The sequence below is a fragment of the Streptomyces sp. NPDC052496 genome (genome assembly GCF_040679095.1).
Taxonomy (GTDB): Bacteria; Actinomycetota; Actinomycetes; order Streptomycetales; family Streptomycetaceae; genus Streptomyces.
Map to the genome: position 1 here is coordinate 13,454 of NZ_JBFAUH010000051.1, position 18,141 is coordinate 31,594.

General features: G+C 73.1%; 15 protein-coding genes. 6 read left to right on the top strand and 9 right to left on the bottom strand.

The annotated features are described in order from the left end of the window. Positions 1–11: 11 nt before the first annotated feature. On the bottom strand, positions 12–1,310 hold the full coding sequence (locus AB0L45_RS38240; protein WP_365848396.1) for an ROK family transcriptional regulator: 1,299 nt from the start codon (positions 1,308–1,310) through the stop codon (positions 12–14). A 98-nt stretch (positions 1,311–1,408) separates the two neighbouring features. Between AB0L45_RS38240 and AB0L45_RS38245 the strand changes: the two genes are divergently transcribed. Further along, entirely contained in the window at positions 1,409–2,668 is a 1,260-nt protein-coding gene (locus tag AB0L45_RS38245; RefSeq protein WP_365848397.1) for an MFS transporter, read from the top strand. Between the two features lie 45 nt (positions 2,669–2,713). Here the strand turns inward: AB0L45_RS38245 and AB0L45_RS38250 are convergent, their stop codons facing one another. Beyond that, the gene (locus AB0L45_RS38250) at positions 2,714–3,184 is read right to left on the bottom strand and encodes a thioesterase family protein (protein ID WP_365848398.1); all 471 of its coding nucleotides are present in this window, start codon (positions 3,182–3,184) and stop codon (positions 2,714–2,716) included. 287 nt (positions 3,185–3,471) lie between these two features. On the opposite strand from AB0L45_RS38250, the gene AB0L45_RS38255 reads away from it, so the two are divergent. Beyond that, complete coding sequence (locus AB0L45_RS38255) at positions 3,472–4,935, top strand: solute carrier family 23 protein (RefSeq protein ID WP_365848399.1); 1,464 nt, start codon at positions 3,472–3,474, stop codon at positions 4,933–4,935. 40 nt (positions 4,936–4,975) lie between these two features. Here the strand turns inward: AB0L45_RS38255 and AB0L45_RS38260 are convergent, their stop codons facing one another. Further along, positions 4,976–5,428, bottom strand: a complete 453-nt coding sequence (locus tag AB0L45_RS38260) for a phospholipase (protein ID WP_365848400.1) — start codon at positions 5,426–5,428, stop codon at positions 4,976–4,978. Positions 5,429–5,644: 216 nt separating this feature from the next. Between AB0L45_RS38260 and AB0L45_RS38265 the strand changes: the two genes are divergently transcribed. Continuing rightward, complete coding sequence (locus AB0L45_RS38265) at positions 5,645–6,412, top strand: DUF5995 family protein (protein ID WP_365848401.1); 768 nt, start codon at positions 5,645–5,647, stop codon at positions 6,410–6,412. A 50-nt stretch (positions 6,413–6,462) separates the two neighbouring features. On the opposite strand, the gene AB0L45_RS38270 is transcribed toward AB0L45_RS38265, so the two are convergent. Both AB0L45_RS38270 and AB0L45_RS38275 read right to left on the bottom strand, forming a co-directional pair. Further along, the gene (locus AB0L45_RS38270; protein ID WP_365848402.1) at positions 6,463–8,163 is read right to left on the bottom strand and encodes an NAD(P)/FAD-dependent oxidoreductase; all 1,701 of its coding nucleotides are present in this window, start codon (positions 8,161–8,163) and stop codon (positions 6,463–6,465) included. A 111-nt stretch (positions 8,164–8,274) separates the two neighbouring features. Then, on the bottom strand, positions 8,275–9,072 hold the full coding sequence (locus AB0L45_RS38275) for a carbon-nitrogen hydrolase family protein (protein WP_365848403.1): 798 nt from the start codon (positions 9,070–9,072) through the stop codon (positions 8,275–8,277). Between the two features lie 426 nt (positions 9,073–9,498). Here AB0L45_RS38275 and AB0L45_RS38280 point away from each other — a divergent pair, with 426 nt between their 5' ends. Together AB0L45_RS38280 and AB0L45_RS38285 are read left to right on the top strand one after the other, a co-directional pair. Continuing rightward, positions 9,499–10,161: a Repetin gene (locus tag AB0L45_RS38280; RefSeq protein WP_365848404.1), complete on the top strand. Its 663-nt coding sequence runs from the start codon at positions 9,499–9,501 to the stop codon at positions 10,159–10,161. A 108-nt stretch (positions 10,162–10,269) separates the two neighbouring features. Continuing rightward, a complete protein-coding gene (locus AB0L45_RS38285; RefSeq protein WP_365848405.1) occupies positions 10,270–11,274 on the top strand; it encodes a YdcF family protein in 1,005 nt (334 codons plus the stop codon). A gap of 226 nt (positions 11,275–11,500) precedes the next feature. On the opposite strand, the gene AB0L45_RS38290 is transcribed toward AB0L45_RS38285, so the two are convergent. From AB0L45_RS38290 to AB0L45_RS38300, 3 genes are all read right to left on the bottom strand, one after another. Continuing rightward, positions 11,501–11,950 carry an Lrp/AsnC family transcriptional regulator gene (locus AB0L45_RS38290; protein ID WP_365848406.1) on the bottom strand — a complete coding sequence of 150 codons (450 nt, stop codon included), beginning with the start codon at positions 11,948–11,950 and terminating at the stop codon, positions 11,501–11,503. Between the two features lie 19 nt (positions 11,951–11,969). Then, on the bottom strand, positions 11,970–13,445 hold the full coding sequence (locus AB0L45_RS38295; RefSeq protein ID WP_365848408.1) for an amino acid permease: 1,476 nt from the start codon (positions 13,443–13,445) through the stop codon (positions 11,970–11,972). A gap of 372 nt (positions 13,446–13,817) precedes the next feature. Beyond that, positions 13,818–15,257: a GuaB1 family IMP dehydrogenase-related protein gene (locus AB0L45_RS38300; RefSeq protein ID WP_365848409.1), complete on the bottom strand. Its 1,440-nt coding sequence runs from the start codon at positions 15,255–15,257 to the stop codon at positions 13,818–13,820. A gap of 484 nt (positions 15,258–15,741) precedes the next feature. On the opposite strand from AB0L45_RS38300, the gene AB0L45_RS38305 reads away from it, so the two are divergent. Beyond that, positions 15,742–16,884, top strand: coding sequence for a PP2C family protein-serine/threonine phosphatase (locus AB0L45_RS38305; protein ID WP_365848410.1), 1,143 nt, complete (start codon positions 15,742–15,744; stop codon positions 16,882–16,884). A 174-nt stretch (positions 16,885–17,058) separates the two neighbouring features. Here the strand turns inward: AB0L45_RS38305 and AB0L45_RS38310 are convergent, their stop codons facing one another. Next, on the bottom strand, positions 17,059–18,105 hold the full coding sequence (locus tag AB0L45_RS38310) for a hemolysin family protein (protein ID WP_365848411.1): 1,047 nt from the start codon (positions 18,103–18,105) through the stop codon (positions 17,059–17,061). Positions 18,106–18,141: the final 36 nt, after the last annotated feature.

Here is an 18,141-nt window from a genome sequence, read left to right on the forward strand (position 1 = left end):
CGGGAAGATCTTCAGGCCGCGGGCCCGAACAGATCGTCCTGGGCCGCGTCCATCGCCGCGAGCACCGCGCCGCGCAGCACGGCCCGCCCGCCGACCGTCCCCGCCCGTACCTCGGTACGCAGCGGGGACATCCGCGCGAGGCGCTCGGCGACCCGGCCGGCCAGCGCGTCACCGCCCGCGCGGCCGGTCTCGCCACCGAGCACGACACAGCCGGGGTCCAGTACGGCGCAGACGGCGGCGGCGCCGATGGCGACCCGGGCGGCCAGCGCGTCGAGGAAGGCGGCACCGGCCTCCCCCGCCTCGACGGCGGCGCGCACCAGCGCCTCGGCGGCGGGGGCACCGGTCCGGTCCGCGTTCCCGGCGCCGGCCCCGTCCGCGTCCCCGGCGCCGTTCCCGCCCTCCCCCGGCTCCGCCTCGATGCCGTGCTCGGCGGCCAGCCGGCACACCGCCGTCGAGCCCGCCAGCGAGTGGAAGCCTCCGTCGCAGGCCGTCGCCGTGGGCAGCGCGTCCGTGCCCGGTACGGGCAGAAAGCCGATCTCGCCGGTGCCGCCCGAGGCGCCGCGGCGCAGCCGCCCGTCCAGGACGACGGCGGCGCCCGTGCCGTGGCCCAGCCACAGCAGGACGAACGTGTCGCGGTCGCGCGCGGCGCCGTCCCGCTGCTCGGCGATGGCGGCGAGGTTGACCTCGTTCTCCAGCAGGACCGGCGCGGCGGGCCGGTCGCCGAACGCCGTGACGAGCGCGGCGTGCCAGGCGGGCACCCATTCCGTACCGCCGAACCGTCCGGTGGCCGGGTCGACCAGGCCGGGCGCGCCGACGGCGACGACGTGCGGGTGGCCGGCCCCGGCCTCGCCGAGCAGCTTTTCCAGGGTGGCCACGCCGTTCGCCGCCGCCTGGGCGGGGCCGGTGTCCGGGCCGACCGGTACGGCCGCCTCGGCCAGTACCCGGCCGAGCAGGTCGGCGACCGCGAGCGTGGCGCCGTGGGTGCGCAGGTCGACCGCGGCGAGGTGGGCGCGGCCGGCGACGATGCCGTACAGCCGCGCGTTGGGCCCGCGCCGCCGGGCGCCCGACTCGCCGACCACCTCGATCAGGCCGGCGGCCTGGAGGCGTTCGACCAGGTCGGCGACGGTCGGCCGGGACAGTCCGGTGCCCGCCTTCAACTCGCCGGCGGTCAGCGGCCCCGCGTCCTGGAGGAGCTGGAGGGCCAGCCGGTCGTTGATGGCCCGCGCGGTGCTCGGGGAGGCGGTGCGCGGGGCGGTGCGTACGGCGGCCGAGGCGGTACGGGCGGGAGCGGGTCCGCGCGTCTCATCCATGCCCGGATCCTTCCAGACCCCCTGGTACGGGGGATCGCTGCGGTACGGGTGGGATAACTCCCTTATTATCAGGCAGGCTTCCTGATAATTTACCGCCCATGGATGGCACAGGCGTTCCCGAGGCGGCTCCCCCGCCCGCCCCACCCCCCGGGCGACCGGCGGGTTCCGCCCCGGCCCTGCTGCGCCGCGCCCGCTGGTGCGTCGCGGTGGTCTTCCTCGTCCACGGCTCGGTGACCGGCAGCTTCGCCACCCGTGTCCCCTGGATCCAGGACCATGCCCAGATCGGCGCGGGCCAGCTGGGCCTCGCCCTCGCCTTCCCCGCGATCGGCGCGTCCCTGTCCATGCCGCTGGCCGGCCGGATCAGCCACCGCCTCGGCGCGCGCGCCGCGCTGCGCCTGCTGCTCGCCCTGTGGACGCTCTCGCTCGCCCTGCCCGCCCTCTCCCCCAACCTGTACGGGCTGTGCGGCGCCCTGCTGGTGTACGGCGCGACCGCGGGCATGGCGGACGTGGCGATGAACGCGCTGGGAGTAGAGACCGAGGACCGGCTCGGCAGGCCGATCATGTCGGGGCTGCACGGCATGTGGAGCGTGGGCGCCCTGCTCGGCTCGGCGGCCGGCACCGCCGCGGCGCACGCCGCCACCGACGCCCGGCTGCACCTGGCCGTCGCCGCCGTCGTCTCGACGGTCCTGGGCACCGTCGCCTGCCAGGGCGTGCTGGACCTGCGCAGCGCACCCGACGCGCACCCGCCGCCACGCTTCGCGCTGCCGCCGAAGTCCGCGCTGGTCATCGGCGCGGTCGGGTTCTGCGCGGTCTTCGCGGAGGGCGCCAGTCTGGACTGGTCGGCGGTCTATCTGCGGGACGTGCTGGGCACCGACGCGGGCCTGGCGGCCGCCTCGACCACGGCTTTCTCGTGCACCATGGCGGCGGCCCGGCTGGCGGGCGACCGGGTGGTGGCCCGCTTCGGGCCGGTGCGCACCGTGCGGGCCGGCGGCGTGCTGGCGACGGCGGGCGGCGTCCTGATCGTGCTGGCCCGGCACCCGGCCATGGCACTGGCGGGCTTCGCGCTGATCGGCCTGGGCATCGCCGTCGTGGTGCCGCTGGCCTTCGCGGCGGCGGGCCGCAGCGGCCCGGCGCCGAGCCAGGCCATCGCCGGGGTCGCCACGATCACGTACACCTCGGGTCTGATCGCGCCGTCGGCGATCGGCTCCATCGCCCAGGCGACCTCGCTGACCGGCTCGTTCGTGCTGGTCACGGTGCTGGCCTGCGGGCTGTTCGCGGGGGCCGGGGTGCTGCGGGTGAAGGGCCGGGACACCGCCGGGCGCGACGCGGTGCCGACGGGGGGCCTGGAGCGGTCCTGAGGCGACGGTGGTCACCCCTGCCCGGCAGGGGTGACCACGGTGGGCTCAGGCGGCCTGCGCCTCCGGGTGCAGCAGCTCGGTGGCTGTCTCCCGGGCGTGGTCCGACCAGGGGGTGGGCCGCAGCGCCTGCGGGTCGACGCGTACCAGGACGCGGTGGCCGCGCGCGTAGGTCTGCCGGCCGTCGGCGGAGCAGAGGCGGAAGCCGTACCGCAGGGAGGTGCGGCCCAGCTTCTCGACCCACAGGTGGGCGGCGTAGTACCCGGGCCGGGTGACCGGCTGCTCGTAGGAGACCTGCATCTCCTTGATCACGTTGCACATGTCGCCGGCCGCCGCCCAGTCCCCGTCGAAGCCGTAGCCGCGGCCGTGCCAGAACTCGGCCCAGGCGCGCTCGACGAGCAGCGGGTAGCGCGAGTTGTGCAGCATGCCGAGCGCGTCGAGGTCGTCGAAGTGCACGGTGACGGGGACCAGCTGTCCGTACGGGACGGCGGGGGCGGCCTCTAGGGCTTCGACGCTCACGGGTCGGTACTCCTGGTTCTGCGGCGGCCGGGGCCGCTGACGTGCGGCGGGCGGCGGCCGGTCCGTGGGGCACGGCGGGCGCCGCCCGATGCTGTTGACTGTTCAAGAAGTGAACACAGCCATCGTAAGCGCCTGCTTAAAATGCTCCGGCCGCCGGGGCGGGCCGTGCCGCCCGGCGAGCCCGCCGGTCCGGTCGCCCCGAGCCGGCCTTGTGCCGTCCTAACATGACCCGGCCGGCGCCCCGCCCGGCCGACCCCCGCGACGTATGTGAAGAAGTGGAGCACCTCATGGGCCTCGGTGTGCGCTGGACCGTGCACGGCGACGGGCGCACCCCCGCCCCCGGAGCCGTCGTCAGACCGGACGAGCGGCTGTCCTGGCCCCGTACCGCCGGCCTCGGCGCACAGCACGTGGTCGCGATGTTCGGCGCCAGCTTCGTCGCCCCGGTGCTGATGGGCCTGGACCCCAACCTCGCCATCATGATGTCGGGCGTCTCGACCGTCATCTTCCTGCTGGCCACGCGCGGCCGGGTGCCGTCCTACCTCGGCTGCTCGCTCTCCTTCGTCGGTGTCGCGGCCGTGATCCGCGCGCAGGGCGGCAGCAGCGCCACCGTCACCGGCGCGGTCTTCGTGGTCGGCGCGGCGCTCTTCCTCGTGGGGCTGGCGGTCCAGCGGTTCGGTGCGCGCATCATCCACGCGGCGATGCCGCCGGTGGTCACCGGCGCCGTCGTGATGCTCATCGGCTTCAACCTGGCGCCGGTGACGGCCCGTACGTACTGGCCGCAGGACCAGTGGGTGGCGCTGCTGACCATGCTCTTCACCGGGCTGGCGGTGGTCTGCCTGCGCGGTTTCTGGTCACGTGTCGCGATCTTCCTGGGGCTGGTCTTCGGGTACGGCCTCTCCTGGGTCCTCGACCTGGTCCTCGGCAGGATCCACTCGGCGAACGGGGCCGGGCAGGTCACCGACCACTGGCGCCTGGACCTCTCCGGCGTCGGCAAGGCCGAGTGGATCGGCCTGCCCTCCTTCCACGCGCCGTCCTTCCAGTGGTCCGCGGTCCTGGTCGCGCTGCCGGTGGTGATCGCGCTGGTGGCCGAGAACGCCGGGCACGTCAAGGCGGTCGGCGAGATGACCGGCGACCCGCTCGACGACAAGCTGGGCACCGCGATCTCGGCCGACGGCGCGGGCTCGATGCTCTCCACCGCGCTCGGCGGCCCGCCCAACACCACGTACTCGGAGAACATCGGTGTGATGGCGGCGACCCGCGTCTACTCCACCGCGGCCTACTGGGCGGCGGCCGCCTTCGCGCTGCTCTTCGGCCTGTGCCCGAAGTTCGGTGCGGTGGTGGCCGCGATCCCCGGCGGTGTGCTGGGCGGCATCACCGTCATCCTGTACGGCATGATCGGCCTGCTCGGCGCGCAGATCTGGGTGCACAACAAGGTGGACCTGCGCAATCCGCTGAACCTGGTGCCGGTCGCCGCGGGCGTCGTGATCGGCATCGGCGGCGTCAGCCTGAAGATCAGCGACAACTTCGAGCTGGGCGGCATCGCGCTCGGCACGATCGTGGTGCTCTCCGGCTACCACGTGCTGCGCGCGCTGGCCCCCGCGCACCTGAAGCAGCAGGAGCCGCTGCTCGACGAGGGGACCAGCGCGTACGACGAGCAGGCACCGGGCGGGACGGACGGGCCGGAAGGGGACGGGCCGGAAGGGGACGGGCCGGAAGGGGACGGGCCGGAAGGGCCGCGCGCGAAGGCGTGACGCGCGCCCACCCCGCCGTCCCGGCCCTGCGGACGCCGCTTCAGCCGAGCTTCTTGACCGCCTCGTAGTACGTCCAGGCAAGCGCTTTGCACGAGGACTTCTTCGCGCCGTCGTACTGGGCGCAGACCCGCTTGAGGTCCTCGTACAGCGCGCTGTCCAGGCGCGGCTTGTTCGCCGTGAAGGTGCCGGCCTTCTTGTAGTTGCGGTAGCCGAAGTCGTGGCGTGCGCACGAGGTCTCGAAGGGGAAGCCGAAGGGGTTGTCGGGCGACTTGGAGCAGTAGTCCGTGCTCCAGTCGAACGCGTACGCCGACCACTTGCCCTGGTTCCCGCGGGCCGCGACCCAGCCGCGGTAGCTGCCGGCGTCGGTCTGCGTCCAGCCGGCCAGCACCTGGGACGTGTCGGCGGGCGCGGCCTGCGCCGGTGCGGTGGCCGCCACCAGGGCGGTCACGGTCATGGCCGAGGCCGACAGGGCAGCGGCGAGTCTTCGGGGCATCTTCGACCTCCGGTGTGCGGCGGCCCTTCGGCAGGAACGGGCCACGTGTCGGAGGCTGAAAATAATCTCTCCGGGCGAGCGCCGGTGGGGTTTTGGCTGAACAGTGATCGGCGGGCAGGCGGCGTGCGGACCCGGGACCACCGCGGATTACCCCGAACCGGTCATCTGTCGCCGGACGGCCGCCCCCGGTGAGCGCCCGGCTGTCAGCCTGTGCGCATGACGACGACTCAGCAGGTCCCGGGCCGCCCGGAGGACACGACGGCCCCACCCGCGGCCCGGCCGGGCACGGCGGCACCGCAGGCCGCCGCGTCCCCGGCCGCCGTGGCCCCCGTGGCCGCCGTCCTGGCCCGGATGCGGGTGCTGGAGGCCACGCTGCCGCCCGCCGACGGCATCGCCGTGTTCAACCGGGTGTACCTGTCCGTCACCGAGGAGATCGCCCGGCGTCTCGGCGCGGGCGGTTTCCAGGACCCGTCGGCGGCGGGCGAGCTGGACGCGGTCTTCGCCCGGCGCTACCTCGCCGCGGTGGACGCGGCCGGCGCCGGGCTGACCGTACCGGCCTGCTGGCGCCCGCTGTTCCAGCTGCGGCGCCACCCCGGCGTACGGCCGCTGCAGTTCGCACTGGCCGGGATCAACGCGCACATCGGCCACGACCTGGCGCTGGCCGTCGTGGGCACCTGCCGCACCCTGGAGTGCGAACCGGCCGCCCTGGCCGCGGACTTCGACCGGGTCGGCGATCTCCTGGAGGGCATGGAGGAACGCATCAGGGAGAGCCTGATGCCCGGCCCCGACCTGCTGGACGTCGCCGACCCGCTCACCCACCTCGCCGGTTCCTGGAGCCTGGAGATGGCCCGGGACGGCGCGTGGGCGGCGGCGCGGGTGCTGTGGAGCCTGCGCGCCCTGCCCGAGACGGCGCGCGAGTTCGCCGAGCGGCTCGGGTCGGGCGTGGGTCTGGTGGGCCGCTGCCTGCTGACGCCGCTGGGCTGAAGCGGTCGCGACGGGTCCGGTACGGCGTGCCGTACCGGACCCGTGCCCGGTCAGTCCTCCGGCAGCTCGACCGGCGCGATCTCGTCGTACACGTCACCGGGGCCGGGGTTGGACGCGTCGGTGCTGCCGCCGAAGTGGGTCATCACGCCCCACACCGCGTTCAGCGCGGTCTGCACGGCGCCCTCGGCCCAGCCCGCCGTCCAGGAGATGTCGTCGCCCGCGAGGAACAGGCCGCGCTTGTCCTCGGGCAGCCGGTCCTGCATGAAGTGGGTGAACAGCCGCCGCTGGTAGCGGTAGTGGCCCGGCAGGTTGGCCTTGAACGCGCCCATGAAGTACGGCTCGTTCTCCCAGGAGACGGTCACCGGGTTGCCGATGATGTGCTTCCGGATGTCGACCTTCGGATAGATCTCCGAGAGCGACTTGAGCATGACCTCCATACGGTCGTTGGCGTTCAGCGGCAGCCACTTCAGGCTGTCGTCGCACCAGGTGTAGGAGAGGCAGATGACGGCCGGCTTGTCGGGGCCGTCGTCGAGCAGGTAGGTGCCGCGGGTCATCCGGTCGGTGAGCGTCATGCTCATCACGTCCCGGCCGGTCTCGTTGCCTTCGTCGTCGACGGCCTTGTCCAGCCAGAACGGCCGGTCCACCGGCACGAACAGCTTGGACGACTCCATGTAGTGGGTGCGCTCCATCGCCGTCCAGTGGTCGATGGGGAACAGCGCGTCGTCACAGGCGATCTTGGAGAGCAGCATCCAGGACTGCGCGGTGAAGACGGCCGCCTCGTACGTACGGATGTCGCCGCTCGCGTCCGTGACGGTGATGCGGTTGCCGGCCGTACGGTGCAGCCGGGTGACCGCGGGGCGCGGCGTACCGTCGTGCAGCGAGGACAGCGAGGTGCCCGGCGCCCAGTGGATGATCTTCTCCGGCTCGCGCTCCCACAGCCGCAGCGGCAGCTGCTGGCTGCCGCCGACGATGCCGCGGTGGTGGTCGTCGGCCTCGGTGTAGACGACGCGCAGGATCTCCAGGATGGAGTTGGGGAAGTCGGTGTCCCAGCCGCCGGTGCCGAAGCCGACCTGGCCGAAGATCTCACGGTGCCGGAAGGACTTGAAGGCGGTGGAGTCGCAGAGGTAGCCGTAGAACGTCTGGTTGTCGAGCTTCTCGACCAGGCGCGCCCAGATCTCCCGGATGCGGGGCACGTCGCGCTCGCGGATGGCGCGGTTCATGTCGGAGAAGTCCGCGCCCTCCTCCAGGCAGGCGTTCCAGGCGTCCATGACCTGGTGGTAGACCTCGGGCAGGTCCTCGACGGTGCGCGCGTAGTGCGACTCGCCCTTGAGGTCGACGACGGTCGACGGGGTGTCGGGCGCCAGCGGGTTGGGGAACGGCTTGGTCTTCAGGCCCACCAGGTCGATGTAGTGCTGGAGGGCGGTGGAGGACGGCGGGAAGCGCATCGCGCCCATTTCCGCGGTCAGCCCCGGGTCGCAGCCCTCGAAGCCGACGGTGCGCAGCCGGCCGCCTATCTGGTCCGCCTCGTAGACGACGGGCTTGAGGCCCATCTTCATCAGCTCGTACGCCGTGATGATGCCGGACAGGCCGCCGCCGATGACGGCGACCTCCTTGCCGTGCTCGGTGGCGGGCACCTGGCCCAGGCCCGCCGGGTGGGCGAGGAAGTCGTCGTACGCGTACGGGAAGTCCGGCCCGAACATGGTGATGGGCGGCTGGGCGTCCGCGTGCTGGGCGGCGGTGGGCACGGTCATCGGTTCGGGCTCCTTGCAGGCAGGTACATGAGGGGGGTGCGGGTGCGCGCGGGCAGGCGTGCGGGCGGCGCGGTGGCGCCGCTGTGGGGGTGGTTCGGGCGGGTGGCGGGGTCAGGTGAGCGAGCCGTAGAGGCCGGGGCGCCGGTCGGCGAGGTACGGGTTGTCCTCGCGCGAGCGCTTGAGCAGACCGGCGTCGACCTCGCCGAACACCATTTCCTCGCCCCGCCCGGCGCGGGCGCGTACGGTGCCGTCCGGGCCGGCCAGACAGCTCAGGCCGACGAACTCGAAGTCGCCCTCCGGGCCGGTCCGGTTGACGTAGGCGATGGAGAGCTGACTCTCGAAGGCCCGGACCGGTATCAGCGACTCGGCGACGAACTGGAAGGGGTGCAGCTGGGCGGTGGGCACCAGCAGCAGGTCGGTGCCGGCCAGCGCGTGCGCGCGGACGTTCTCCGGGAACTCCACGTCGTAGCAGATCATCAGGCCGATCCGCAGTCCGCCCAGCTCCGCCTGGACGACCGGGACGTCTCCCGGGGTGAACCAGTCGCGCTCGAAGCAGCCGAACAGGTGGGTCTTGCGGTAGTTCGCCAGCGGCTGCCCGTCGGGGCCGATCAGCTGCGCCGAGTTGTACACGGCCGCGCCGTCGCGCTCCGGATAGCCGTAGAGCACCGCGATACCGTGCTCGGCAGCTGTGCGCGCCACCGCCCGGGCGGCCGGGCCGTCGGCGGGCTCGGCGAGTTGGTGCAGGCCTTCACCTATAGCGTAGCCGGTCAGGAACAGCTCCGGGCAGGCCAGCAGCCCGGCGCCGCCCGCCGCCGCCTCGCGCGCGGCGTCCTCGACGGCGCGCAGGTTGTACGCGACGTCGCCGGGCCGTCCCGAACTCTGGAGCAGGGCGGTGCGCAGCGACGACATGGAACCCCTCGGAGGACACGTACGGGCGGACCGGAACGGCCGGCGCGGGCACTGCGGCGCCGCGGCGGCCCGGCGATCGGCGGGACGCCTAGACGGTACGGTTCGCCGAACCGCCGGTACAAGGCGTCACCATTGCGTGCTGGCAGGCGATTCGTTGCGTGTTGTCCGCCGGATGCGGCGATTCGTTGCGCCGCGTGGTGCGGCAGGGGGTGGTGGGTCGCCTGTGGGGCCACGACGGTACGGCGCGCGGGGCCGGCTCCTCCCCCGGTCGCACCGTGACCCCGCCACGCGGCGGAGCGGAGGTCGCTCCCGGGCCCGATGTGGCGCGCGTCGCCGGACGGCATCGTTCGTAGGGCCCGGGACGCCCGGGCGTACGACCGTGATTCCTGCCGTGTACGACGTGATCCGCCAGGGGGAAGGTCCGCCATGAACCGTTCTGTCCGCAATCGCACCCACCACCACAACCACCACGCCGACAACACCGACAGCACCACCCGCACCACCACTCGCAGACGCCTACGCGTCCTCGCCGTCCCGGCCGCCGCCCTGCTGGCCGCCGGCGCGGCCGGTACCGCCCTCGCCGTGCCTTCGGCCGACGCGGCCCATCCCACGGCCCGGCCTGCCACCGCGCAGAGCGCCGCCGGAACCCAGGAGGACCCTCGGCTGACCGGGTCCGCGAAGCTCCGCCGCGCCGACGGTGACGATGTCCGCTTCTCCTTCGACGCGCGCTTCCGCAGGGACGAGACGCCCGACAAGGCCCGCGGCACCTTCGCGTTCCGACACGTCGGCAAGGGCGGCAGCGGCTGGGCGAAGGGCCGTGTCGACTGCCTGGTGACCGGCGGGAAGGTCGCGGTGACCAGCGGCATCGTGACAGCGACCGACATTCGCGGGCTCAAGGGCAAGCGGGTCGGCTTCTCCGTCCACGACGTCGGCGGCCGGGGCACCGGGGACCGGCTGGGCTACAGCTGGGCGGCCACCGCGGGCCCGGCGGACACCAAGGACCTTCCCCCGTGCGTCAGTTCGGCGCCGTTCGAGACCGTGGAGCGCGGTGACTTCACCGTCGTCCCGTGGGACGAACCCGTCGGCTGACGGCGCCCGTCACCGCCCCGCGTCCGGCCGCGCGGCCGGGCGCGGACCGGCCGGATCAGCTGCCGCGAGCGGCATCGAACACAAGATCGCCCTGGCTACGATGTGCTCATGCTCGCGTACGCCCTACCGGCCCTCTTCTTCGCGCTGTTCGTCATCGGTGTGCTGCGCGACCGGCGCCGCTTCAGCAACGCCGTCTACCTGGGCCTGACCGTCGTCTTCCTGGTCCCGGCCCTGCTCATACAGGTGCAGCGGATGCACACGGCGGCGGCCGTGGCGGTCACCGTGCTGATTCTCCTGCTGCCCTCGCTCGGCGTCCTGGTGCTGGGGGTCTTCCTGATCCTCAACGGGGTGAAGATGGTCCGCAAGGAGGGCCGCAGTCTGGCGAACCTGCTGTCGCTGCTGGCCGGGGTGGGGATCTTCGCGGTCATCGCGCTGCTGATCACGGCGGTCGGCACCGCGTCACGCACCCTGGTGGCGCTGGCCGGCACCACCCTGCTGGTCGTCGGCTACGTCTCCTTCCTCTTCCTGTGCTTCGTCGGCTACGCGTTCCTCTACGGGCGGCTGCGGGTGCGGCGCAACGCCGACTTCGTGGTGGTCCTGGGCTCCGGGCTGATCGGCGGCACACGCGTACCGCCGCTGCTGGCGAACCGGCTGGAGCGGGCCCGTGCGGTGTACGAGCGCCAGGCGCGGCGCGGCAACCCGCCGATGCTGCTCACCTCGGGCGGCCAGGGCCCCGACGAGCAGCTTCCGGAGGCCCGGGCGATGGCGGACTACCTGATCGAGCGCGGCTTCCCCGCGGACCGGATCCTGTGCGAGGAGCAGTCCAGGACCACCGAGGAGAACCTGGCGTTCAGCAAGAAGATCATGGAGCAGACGGTGCCGGACCACCGCTGCGTGATCGTCACGAACAACTACCACGTCCTGCGCGCCGCCCTGCTGGCCCGCCGCGCCGGCGTCAACGGCCAGGTCGTCGGCGCCCCCACCGCCGCGTACTTCTGGCCGAGCGCCACCATCCGCGAGTTCGCCGCGGTCTTCCTCTCCTACAAGCTGGTCAACCTGGGCATCTGCGGCCTGATGATCCTGGGCGGCGCACTCGCCCTGCTGAGCGGCTGACCACGGGCCCGCCGGGCCGCCCCCGTGCCCCGGCCCTCAGTCCCGGGGCGTCTCCCCGACGGCCGGCATCGGGCCGCCGCCCGCCGGCCGTGAGGACGATGCGGTGGTCCCGCTCACCGAGCCGGTCGGACACCGGCTCGCTCCGTCCGGTTCCGGCCGCCGGACGTCGCGCACGGCCCGTTCGACACCGCCGCCGGAACGGGCCGTTCCGGCGGCGGCCGTTCCCTCAGCCCGGCGACCCCGAGCTGAAGCGCCGCAGCAGCGGCGAGAGGACCAGCACCGATTTCGTGCGTTCCACGAACGGCTCCCCCGCGATGCGCTCCAGCACCCGTTCGAAGTGCCGCATGTCGGAGGCGAAGACCTGGACGATGGCGTCCGCCTCACCGGTGACGGTGGAGGCGGACGCCACTTCCGGGTAGCGCGACAGACCCCGGTGGATGGAGTCCGGTGAGGTGTTGCGGCGGCAGAACAGCTCGATGAACCCCTCGGTCTCCCAGCCCAGCGCCGCCGGGTCGACCCGTACCGTGAACCCGGTGATGGCGCCCTCGGCGCGCAGCCGGTCCACCCGGCGTTTGACCGCCGGGGCGGAGAGCCCGACCTCCGAGCCGATGTCGGCGTAGGAGCGGCGGGCGTCTTCCGCCAGGGCATGGACGATGCGCTGGTCGAGTTCGTTCATCTGTCGCACTGCGGGTGGATCACTTCTCTGCGGTGGCCAATCGGGAGCGGCGCATGCCGTAGACGAAGTAGACCACGAGCCCGACGACCAGCCAGACACCGAAGACCACCCAGGTGATCACTTCGAGGCTGTACATCATGTACAGGCACATCAGCAGGCCGAGCGCGGGGAAGACCGGCGACAGCGGCGTACGGAAGCTGCGCGGCATGTCCGGCTTGGTGAAGCGGAGCACGATCACCGCGATGTTGACCAGCGCGAAGGCGAAGAGGGTGCCGATGCTGGTGGCGTCGGCGAGCTGGCCGAGCGGGACGGCGGCGGCCAGGATGCCGCAGAACAGCGAGACCAGCACGGTGTTGGCGCGCGGCACGCCGCTCTTCGGGTGGACCTTGGCGAAGACCTTCGGGACCAGGCCGTCGCGGGACATCGCGAACAGGATGCGGGTCTGCCCGTACAGCACCGTCAGTACGACGCTGGCGATGGCGATGACGGCGCCGGCGGCCAGCAGCACGGCCCAGAAGCTCTGGCCGGTGACGTCCTTCATGATCCCGGCGAGCGCCGCTTCCGAGCCCTCGAAGTTCTTCCAGGGCTTGGCACCGACGGCGACCGCGGCGACCAGGCAGTACAGCGCGGTGACGATGATCAGCGAGAGCATGATCGCGCGCGGCAGGTCGCGCTGCGGGTTCTTGGCCTCCTCGCCCGCGGTGGAGGCGGCGTCGAAGCCGATGTAGGAGAAGAAGAGGGTGGCTCCGGCGCCGCTGACGCCGGCGATGCCCAGCGGCATGAAGTTGGCGTAGTTGCCGGAGGAGATGCCCTGGACGGCGACGCCGCAGAACAGCAGCAGCGCGACGATCTTGACGGCCACCATGATGGTGTTGGCGCGGGCGCTCTCCTTGGCGCCGCCCAGCAGGAAGACCATGGCGAGCAGGACGACGATCAGCGCCGGGAGGTTGAAGACGCCGCCGTCGCCGGGCGGCGCGGACAGCGCGGCCGGGAGGGTGACACCGATCGTGCCGGCCAGCAGTTCGTTGAGGTACTCGCCCCAGCCGACGGCGACGGCCGCGACGGAGACGCCGTACTCCAGGATCAGGCACCAGCCGCAGACCCAGGCGACCAGCTCGCCGAGGGTGGCGTAGGCGTAGGAGTACGAGGAGCCGGAGACCGGGATGGAGCCCGCCAGCTCCGCGTAGGACAGCGCGGAGAACAGCGCGGTGATCCCGGCGATGATGAACGAGATGATGACGGCCGGGCCGGCCTTGGGCACCGCGTCACCGAGGACGACGAAGATGCCGGTGCCCAGCGTCGCACCGATGCTGATCATGGTCAGCTGCCACATGCCCATCGAGCGGCGCAGGGTGCCGCCCTCGCCCTGGCCGCCCTCGGCCACCAGCCGCTCGACGGGCTTGCGCCGCATGAGCCGGGCGCCGAGGCCCCCGGAGGGGGCGGGGGGCCGGGGATCGCTGCCCGCCGAGGGCGGTGCTGCGCCGTGCTCCAACACTGGGGTGGCTCCTTCATCGCTGCCGGGTCGAGGTGGCGGACGACCGACAGCGGTCCCCGTGTGCGGGTACGCCGAAACGACCCACGTCACGAAAGGGGGGAACCGCCGAGCAGGCGGTCCCCGCCACTCCACGTACAGCGCATGACTGTACGGGTCGGGTGTGAGCTGCCGTAATGCAGGTTCCTTGCGCAACCGTGAACTTTCGTTGCGCACCTTGTCGCGGAACGGTCGTTCGTTGCGCACAAACGACAAATCTCACCGGTTGGTCATTCTCGCCCACCTCGCCCGCCTCCCGCCGCCCAAAGCGTCCGGCCCCGTACCGAAACGTTTCGGTACGGGGCCGGACGGGTGGCTTCACAGCCGGGCGGCGGATCAGCTCCAGCTGGCGTGCAGCGGCTTGCCCTCCGCGTAACCCGCGGCGCTCTGCACGCCGACGACGGCCTTCTCCGCGAACTCCTCCAGGGAGGCCGCGCCCGCGTACGTGCAGGAGCTGCGCACGCCCGCGATGATCGAGTCGATCAGGTCCTCGACGCCGGGGCGGGCCGGGTCGACGAACATCCGCGAGGTGGAGATGCCCTCCTCGAACAGGCCCTTGCGCGCCCGGTCGTACGCCGACTCCTCACTCGTACGGTTGCGGACCGCACGCGCCGAGGCCATGCCGAAGCTCTCCTTGTACGGGCGGCCGTCGGCGGTGTGCTGGAGGTCGCCGGGCGACTCGTACGTACCGGCGAACCAGGAGCCGATCATCACGTTGGACGCGCCGGCGGCCAGCGCCATCGCCACGTCGCGCGGGTGGCGCACGCCGCCGTCCGCCCAGACGTGCTTGCCGTACTTCTTCGCCTCGGCGGCGCACTCCAGGACGGCGGAGAACTGCGGACGGCCCACGCCGGTCATCATGCGGGTGGTGCACATGGCGCCCGGGCCCACACCGACCTTGACGATGTCCGCGCCGGCCTCGATCAGGTCGCGTACGCCCGAGGCGGCGACGATGTTGCCGGCCACGATCGGCACCTGCGGGTCCAGCGCCCGTACGGCCTTGACCGCGCTGATCATCGACTCCTGGTGGCCGTGCGCGGTGTCCACCACGAGGGTGTCCACACCGGCCGCCAGCAGCGCCTTGGCCTTGCCGGCCACATCGCCGTTGATGCCCACGGCGGCGGCGATGCGCAGCTTGCCGTCGGCGTCCGTGGCGGGCTTGTACAGCGTCGCGCGCAGGGCGCCCTTACGGGTCAGGATGCCCGCCAGCATGCCGTCCGCGTCGACCGCGGGGGCCAGCTTGCGGTTGGCGGCGTCGAGCCGGTTGAACGCCTCGCGGGGGTCGATGTCCGCGTCCAGGACCAGCAGGTCCTTGGACATGACCTCGGAGACCTGGGTGAAGCGGTCCACGCCGGTCAGGTCGTGCTCGGTGACGATGCCGACGGGGCGGCCGCCCTCGACGACGATCCCGGCGCCGTGCGCCCGCTTGGGCAGCAGCGACAGGGCGTCGGCGACGGTGGCGACCGGGGACAGCACGATCGGCGTGTCCAGGACCAGGTGGCGGCGCTTGACCCAGCTGACGACCTCGGTGACGACCTCGATCGGGATGTCCTGCGGGATGACGACCAGGCCGCCGCGGCGGGCGACGGTCTCGGCCATCCGGCGTCCGGCGATCGCCGTCATGTTGGCGACCACCAGCGGGATGGTCGTGCCGGTGCCGTCCGGCGAGGCCAGGTCCACGCCCTGGCGGGAGCCCACCGCGGAGCGGCCGGGCACCATGAACACATCGTCGTACGTCAGGTCGTACGGCGGCTTGGCATCGTTCAGAAACTTCATACTGGCTCTCTCACCTGCGGGTTTACTGCTCGGGCGGGTGGGGAGTCAGCTTCCGAACCGGCACCGGTCAGGATGCGGCTCCTAGGACATCATCCCTGATGAGTGCGGTCCGGGGCGAACCGGTGTTCCCGTGCGCCCGCCACGCGCCCCCGTCCGGACGGCTCCCGGCGCCGTACGGCGGCCTTTCACGGACCGCCACCTTGTCACTCTCCGTCACCAGAATGGCTGGTCTTCGACGGTGCGGACGGCCGGTCACCTGCGGTTCGACACTGATGTGACCATATGACGGGCCAGGAGGTTCTCGCTGGCCAGCAGGTGGGTAGAACCGTGTACAGGCCGCTTCGGGTGTCGATCCGCGGCGACCGCCGGGCCGCCGAGAGCCTGGGCGATCACTTCGCCATTGGATACGTACAGTAACCGCGACGTGCGGGAGTGGCCGGCCGGGCCGGGCGCAGCCGCACCGGCCGTGGGGGAAGGGGAGGACATGCGCGAAGTCCGACAGGGCGCCCTGCTGCTGCTCACGGCCCTGGCCGGAGCCGCCGTCGCGGCCTGCGACCTGGCACTGGGCCCGGACGTCAGCCTGGCCGGGCTGCTCCTGGTGGGCCCGCTGGTGGCGGCGACCAGACTCGAAGGCGCATGCACGGCCGTGGCCTCGTTCGCCGCCCTGCTCCTGGGTCTGGCCGTCGCCGGACACGAACACACGCTGGGCCGCACCGACCAGCTGCTGTCCCTGACCGTGCTCGCCGCCGCCGCGGCCTACGCGACCTGGGCCTCCGACCGGCAGGCCGCCCTGGACCACCAGCTCGCCGGCGTCGCGGCCGCCGCCCAGCGCGCCATCCTGCGGCCGACCTCGTTCCGGGTCAGCGGGGCCTCGGTCTGCGCCCGCTACCGCTCCGCCGCGCCCCGCGCCGTCATCGGCGGCGACCTGTACGCCTTCGCCGACACCCCCAGCGGGCTGCGGGTGCTGATCGGCGACGTACGCGGCAAGGGTCTGGAGGCGGTACGCCTGTCCGCCGCGGCCATCGGGCACTTCCGCGACTGCGCCTACACCCGCAGCAACCTCGCCGAGGTGGCCGAGGAGGTCGACCGGCGGCTGGTCGACGACCTGGGGCCCGAGGACTTCATCACCGCCGTGATAGCCGAGATATCCCCCGGCCGGCTCCGGCTCGTCAACTGCGGCCACCACCCGCCCCTGCACCTGCCCGCCGCCGGCCCGCCCGTCTTGCTGACCCCTGCCGAGCCGACCACCCCCATCGGGCTGCTCCCGCTGCCGCGCGTGCAGGAGGTGGAGCTGTCCCCCGGAGACCGGCTGCTGCTGTACACCGACGGTCTCGCCGAGGCCCGCGACCCCGACGGCACGATGATCGATCTGGCCGGTCTGCTGCCGGCCTGTTCGCTGCCCGATCTCAACGACGCGATCGAGGCGGTGCTGTCGACGATGTGCCGGCACACCCACGGCGCCCAGGACGACGACATCGCCCTCGTCCTGGTCGAACTGGAGCCGAGCATGCCCCGGCAGCACCACGGCCACGCCCCGCCCGCCGCCACCCGTACGAGCGCCGAGCCGCCCGGCGGGCCGCGGCGTCCGGCCGGCCGCCCGTCGCCTTCCGCCGCGGTGTCCGACTGACCCGCGGCCTCCCGCCCGGCCCTTCCGCCGCGGGCGCCGCGCCCGCCCCCTTCTGTCGCGGGTGCGCCCCGCGCCTCCTTCGGCCACGCGCCTCCTTCCGCCACGCGCCCCCTTCCGCCACGCGCCCCCTTCCGCCGCGGTGCCCGACCGGCACCGCGGTCTCGCCGCCCCCCCTCACGGTTCCCGGTCCGCGCCGCGGCGGCGGGCCGGGTCCGGCGGGCCCACCAGCTCGTCCAGCACGTCCGTCATGGTCACGAAGCCGAGCACCACGCCCTGCTCACCGCTGACGGCGGCCAGCTGGGTGCCGGCCACCCGCATCGCGGTCAGCGTGTCGTCCAGCGGGGTCTCACAGCCCACCCGGGGCATCGGGCGCAGCGCCTCCCGGGGGAACGGCCGGTCCCGGTCCGTGACCCCGAGGGTGTCCTTGATGTGCAGGTAGCCGAGGACCGTACCGGCCGGCCCGGTGACCGGCAGCCGGGAGAAACCGGCCCGGGCCGCGGTGCGTTCCAGCTGGTCGGGGGTGACGTCGCGGTCGACGGTGACCATCTCCGCCAGCGGGACGAGCAGCTTTCCGACCGGCCGCCGGCCGAGTTCCAGCGCGTCCCGCAGCCGCTCGCCGCCGGTGTCGGAGAGCAGCCCGGCGTGCCGCGACTCCTGGACGATACGGGCGAGTTCCTCGTCCGTGAACGCGGCGGCGACCTCGTTGCGGGGCTCGGTCCTGGCGAGCCGCAGCAGGGCGTTGGCGAGGGCGTTGATGCTCACCACGACCGGGCGCAGCGCGCGGGTGAGGCCCACCAGCGGCGGCCCCAGCAGCAGCGCGGCCCGTTCCGGCGCGGCCAGCGCGACGTTCTTGGGGACCATCTCCCCGACGAGCATGTGCAGATACGTCGCCAGCGTCAGCGCCAGCACGAACGCGATCGGGTGCACCAGCCCGTGCGGGACGTGCAGCGCCTCGAAGACCGGCTCGGCGAGGTGGGCGATGGCGGGCTCGGCCATCGCGCCGAGGAGCAACGAGGAGGCGGTGACGCCCAGTTGGGCGGTGGCGAGCATCTCGGAGAGGTGTTCCAGGCCCCACAGCACCCGGGCGGCCCGCCGGTCCCCCGCCTCGGCGCGCGGCTCGATCTGGCTGCGCCGTACGGAGATCATCGCGAATTCGCCGCCGACGAAGAAGGCGTTGCTGAGCAACGTCAGGGCGGCGACGGCCAGTTGGACGGCGGTCACGGCCGCTCCCCTCCCCGGCCGGCGCGCCGGGCGCCC

What these genes read in the sequence shown, in the direction of transcription:
- AB0L45_RS38275 (WP_365848403.1), bottom strand. Translation starts at nt 9,072, where the DNA reads ATGTCGTCGCTGCGCACCGCCCTGCTCCAGAGTTCGGGACGGCCCGGC.
- AB0L45_RS38265 (WP_365848401.1), top strand. Translation starts at nt 5,645, where the DNA reads ATGACGACGACTCAGCAGGTCCCGGGCCGCCCGGAGGACACGACGGCC.
- AB0L45_RS38290 (WP_365848406.1), bottom strand. Translation starts at nt 11,950, where the DNA reads ATGAACGAACTCGACCAGCGCATCGTCCATGCCCTGGCGGAAGACGCC.
- AB0L45_RS38255 (WP_365848399.1), top strand. Translation starts at nt 3,472, where the DNA reads ATGGGCCTCGGTGTGCGCTGGACCGTGCACGGCGACGGGCGCACCCCC.
- AB0L45_RS38245 (WP_365848397.1), top strand. Translation starts at nt 1,409, where the DNA reads ATGGATGGCACAGGCGTTCCCGAGGCGGCTCCCCCGCCCGCCCCACCC.
- AB0L45_RS38240 (WP_365848396.1), bottom strand. Translation starts at nt 1,310, where the DNA reads ATGGATGAGACGCGCGGACCCGCTCCCGCCCGTACCGCCTCGGCCGCC.
- AB0L45_RS38305 (WP_365848410.1), top strand. Translation starts at nt 15,742, where the DNA reads ATGCGCGAAGTCCGACAGGGCGCCCTGCTGCTGCTCACGGCCCTGGCC.
- AB0L45_RS38260 (WP_365848400.1), bottom strand. Translation starts at nt 5,428, where the DNA reads ATGCCCCGAAGACTCGCCGCTGCCCTGTCGGCCTCGGCCATGACCGTG.
- AB0L45_RS38300 (WP_365848409.1), bottom strand. Translation starts at nt 15,257, where the DNA reads ATGAAGTTTCTGAACGATGCCAAGCCGCCGTACGACCTGACGTACGAC.
- AB0L45_RS38270 (WP_365848402.1), bottom strand. Translation starts at nt 8,163, where the DNA reads ATGACCGTGCCCACCGCCGCCCAGCACGCGGACGCCCAGCCGCCCATC.
- AB0L45_RS38285 (WP_365848405.1), top strand. Translation starts at nt 10,270, where the DNA reads ATGCTCGCGTACGCCCTACCGGCCCTCTTCTTCGCGCTGTTCGTCATC.
- AB0L45_RS38280 (WP_365848404.1), top strand. Translation starts at nt 9,499, where the DNA reads ATGAACCGTTCTGTCCGCAATCGCACCCACCACCACAACCACCACGCC.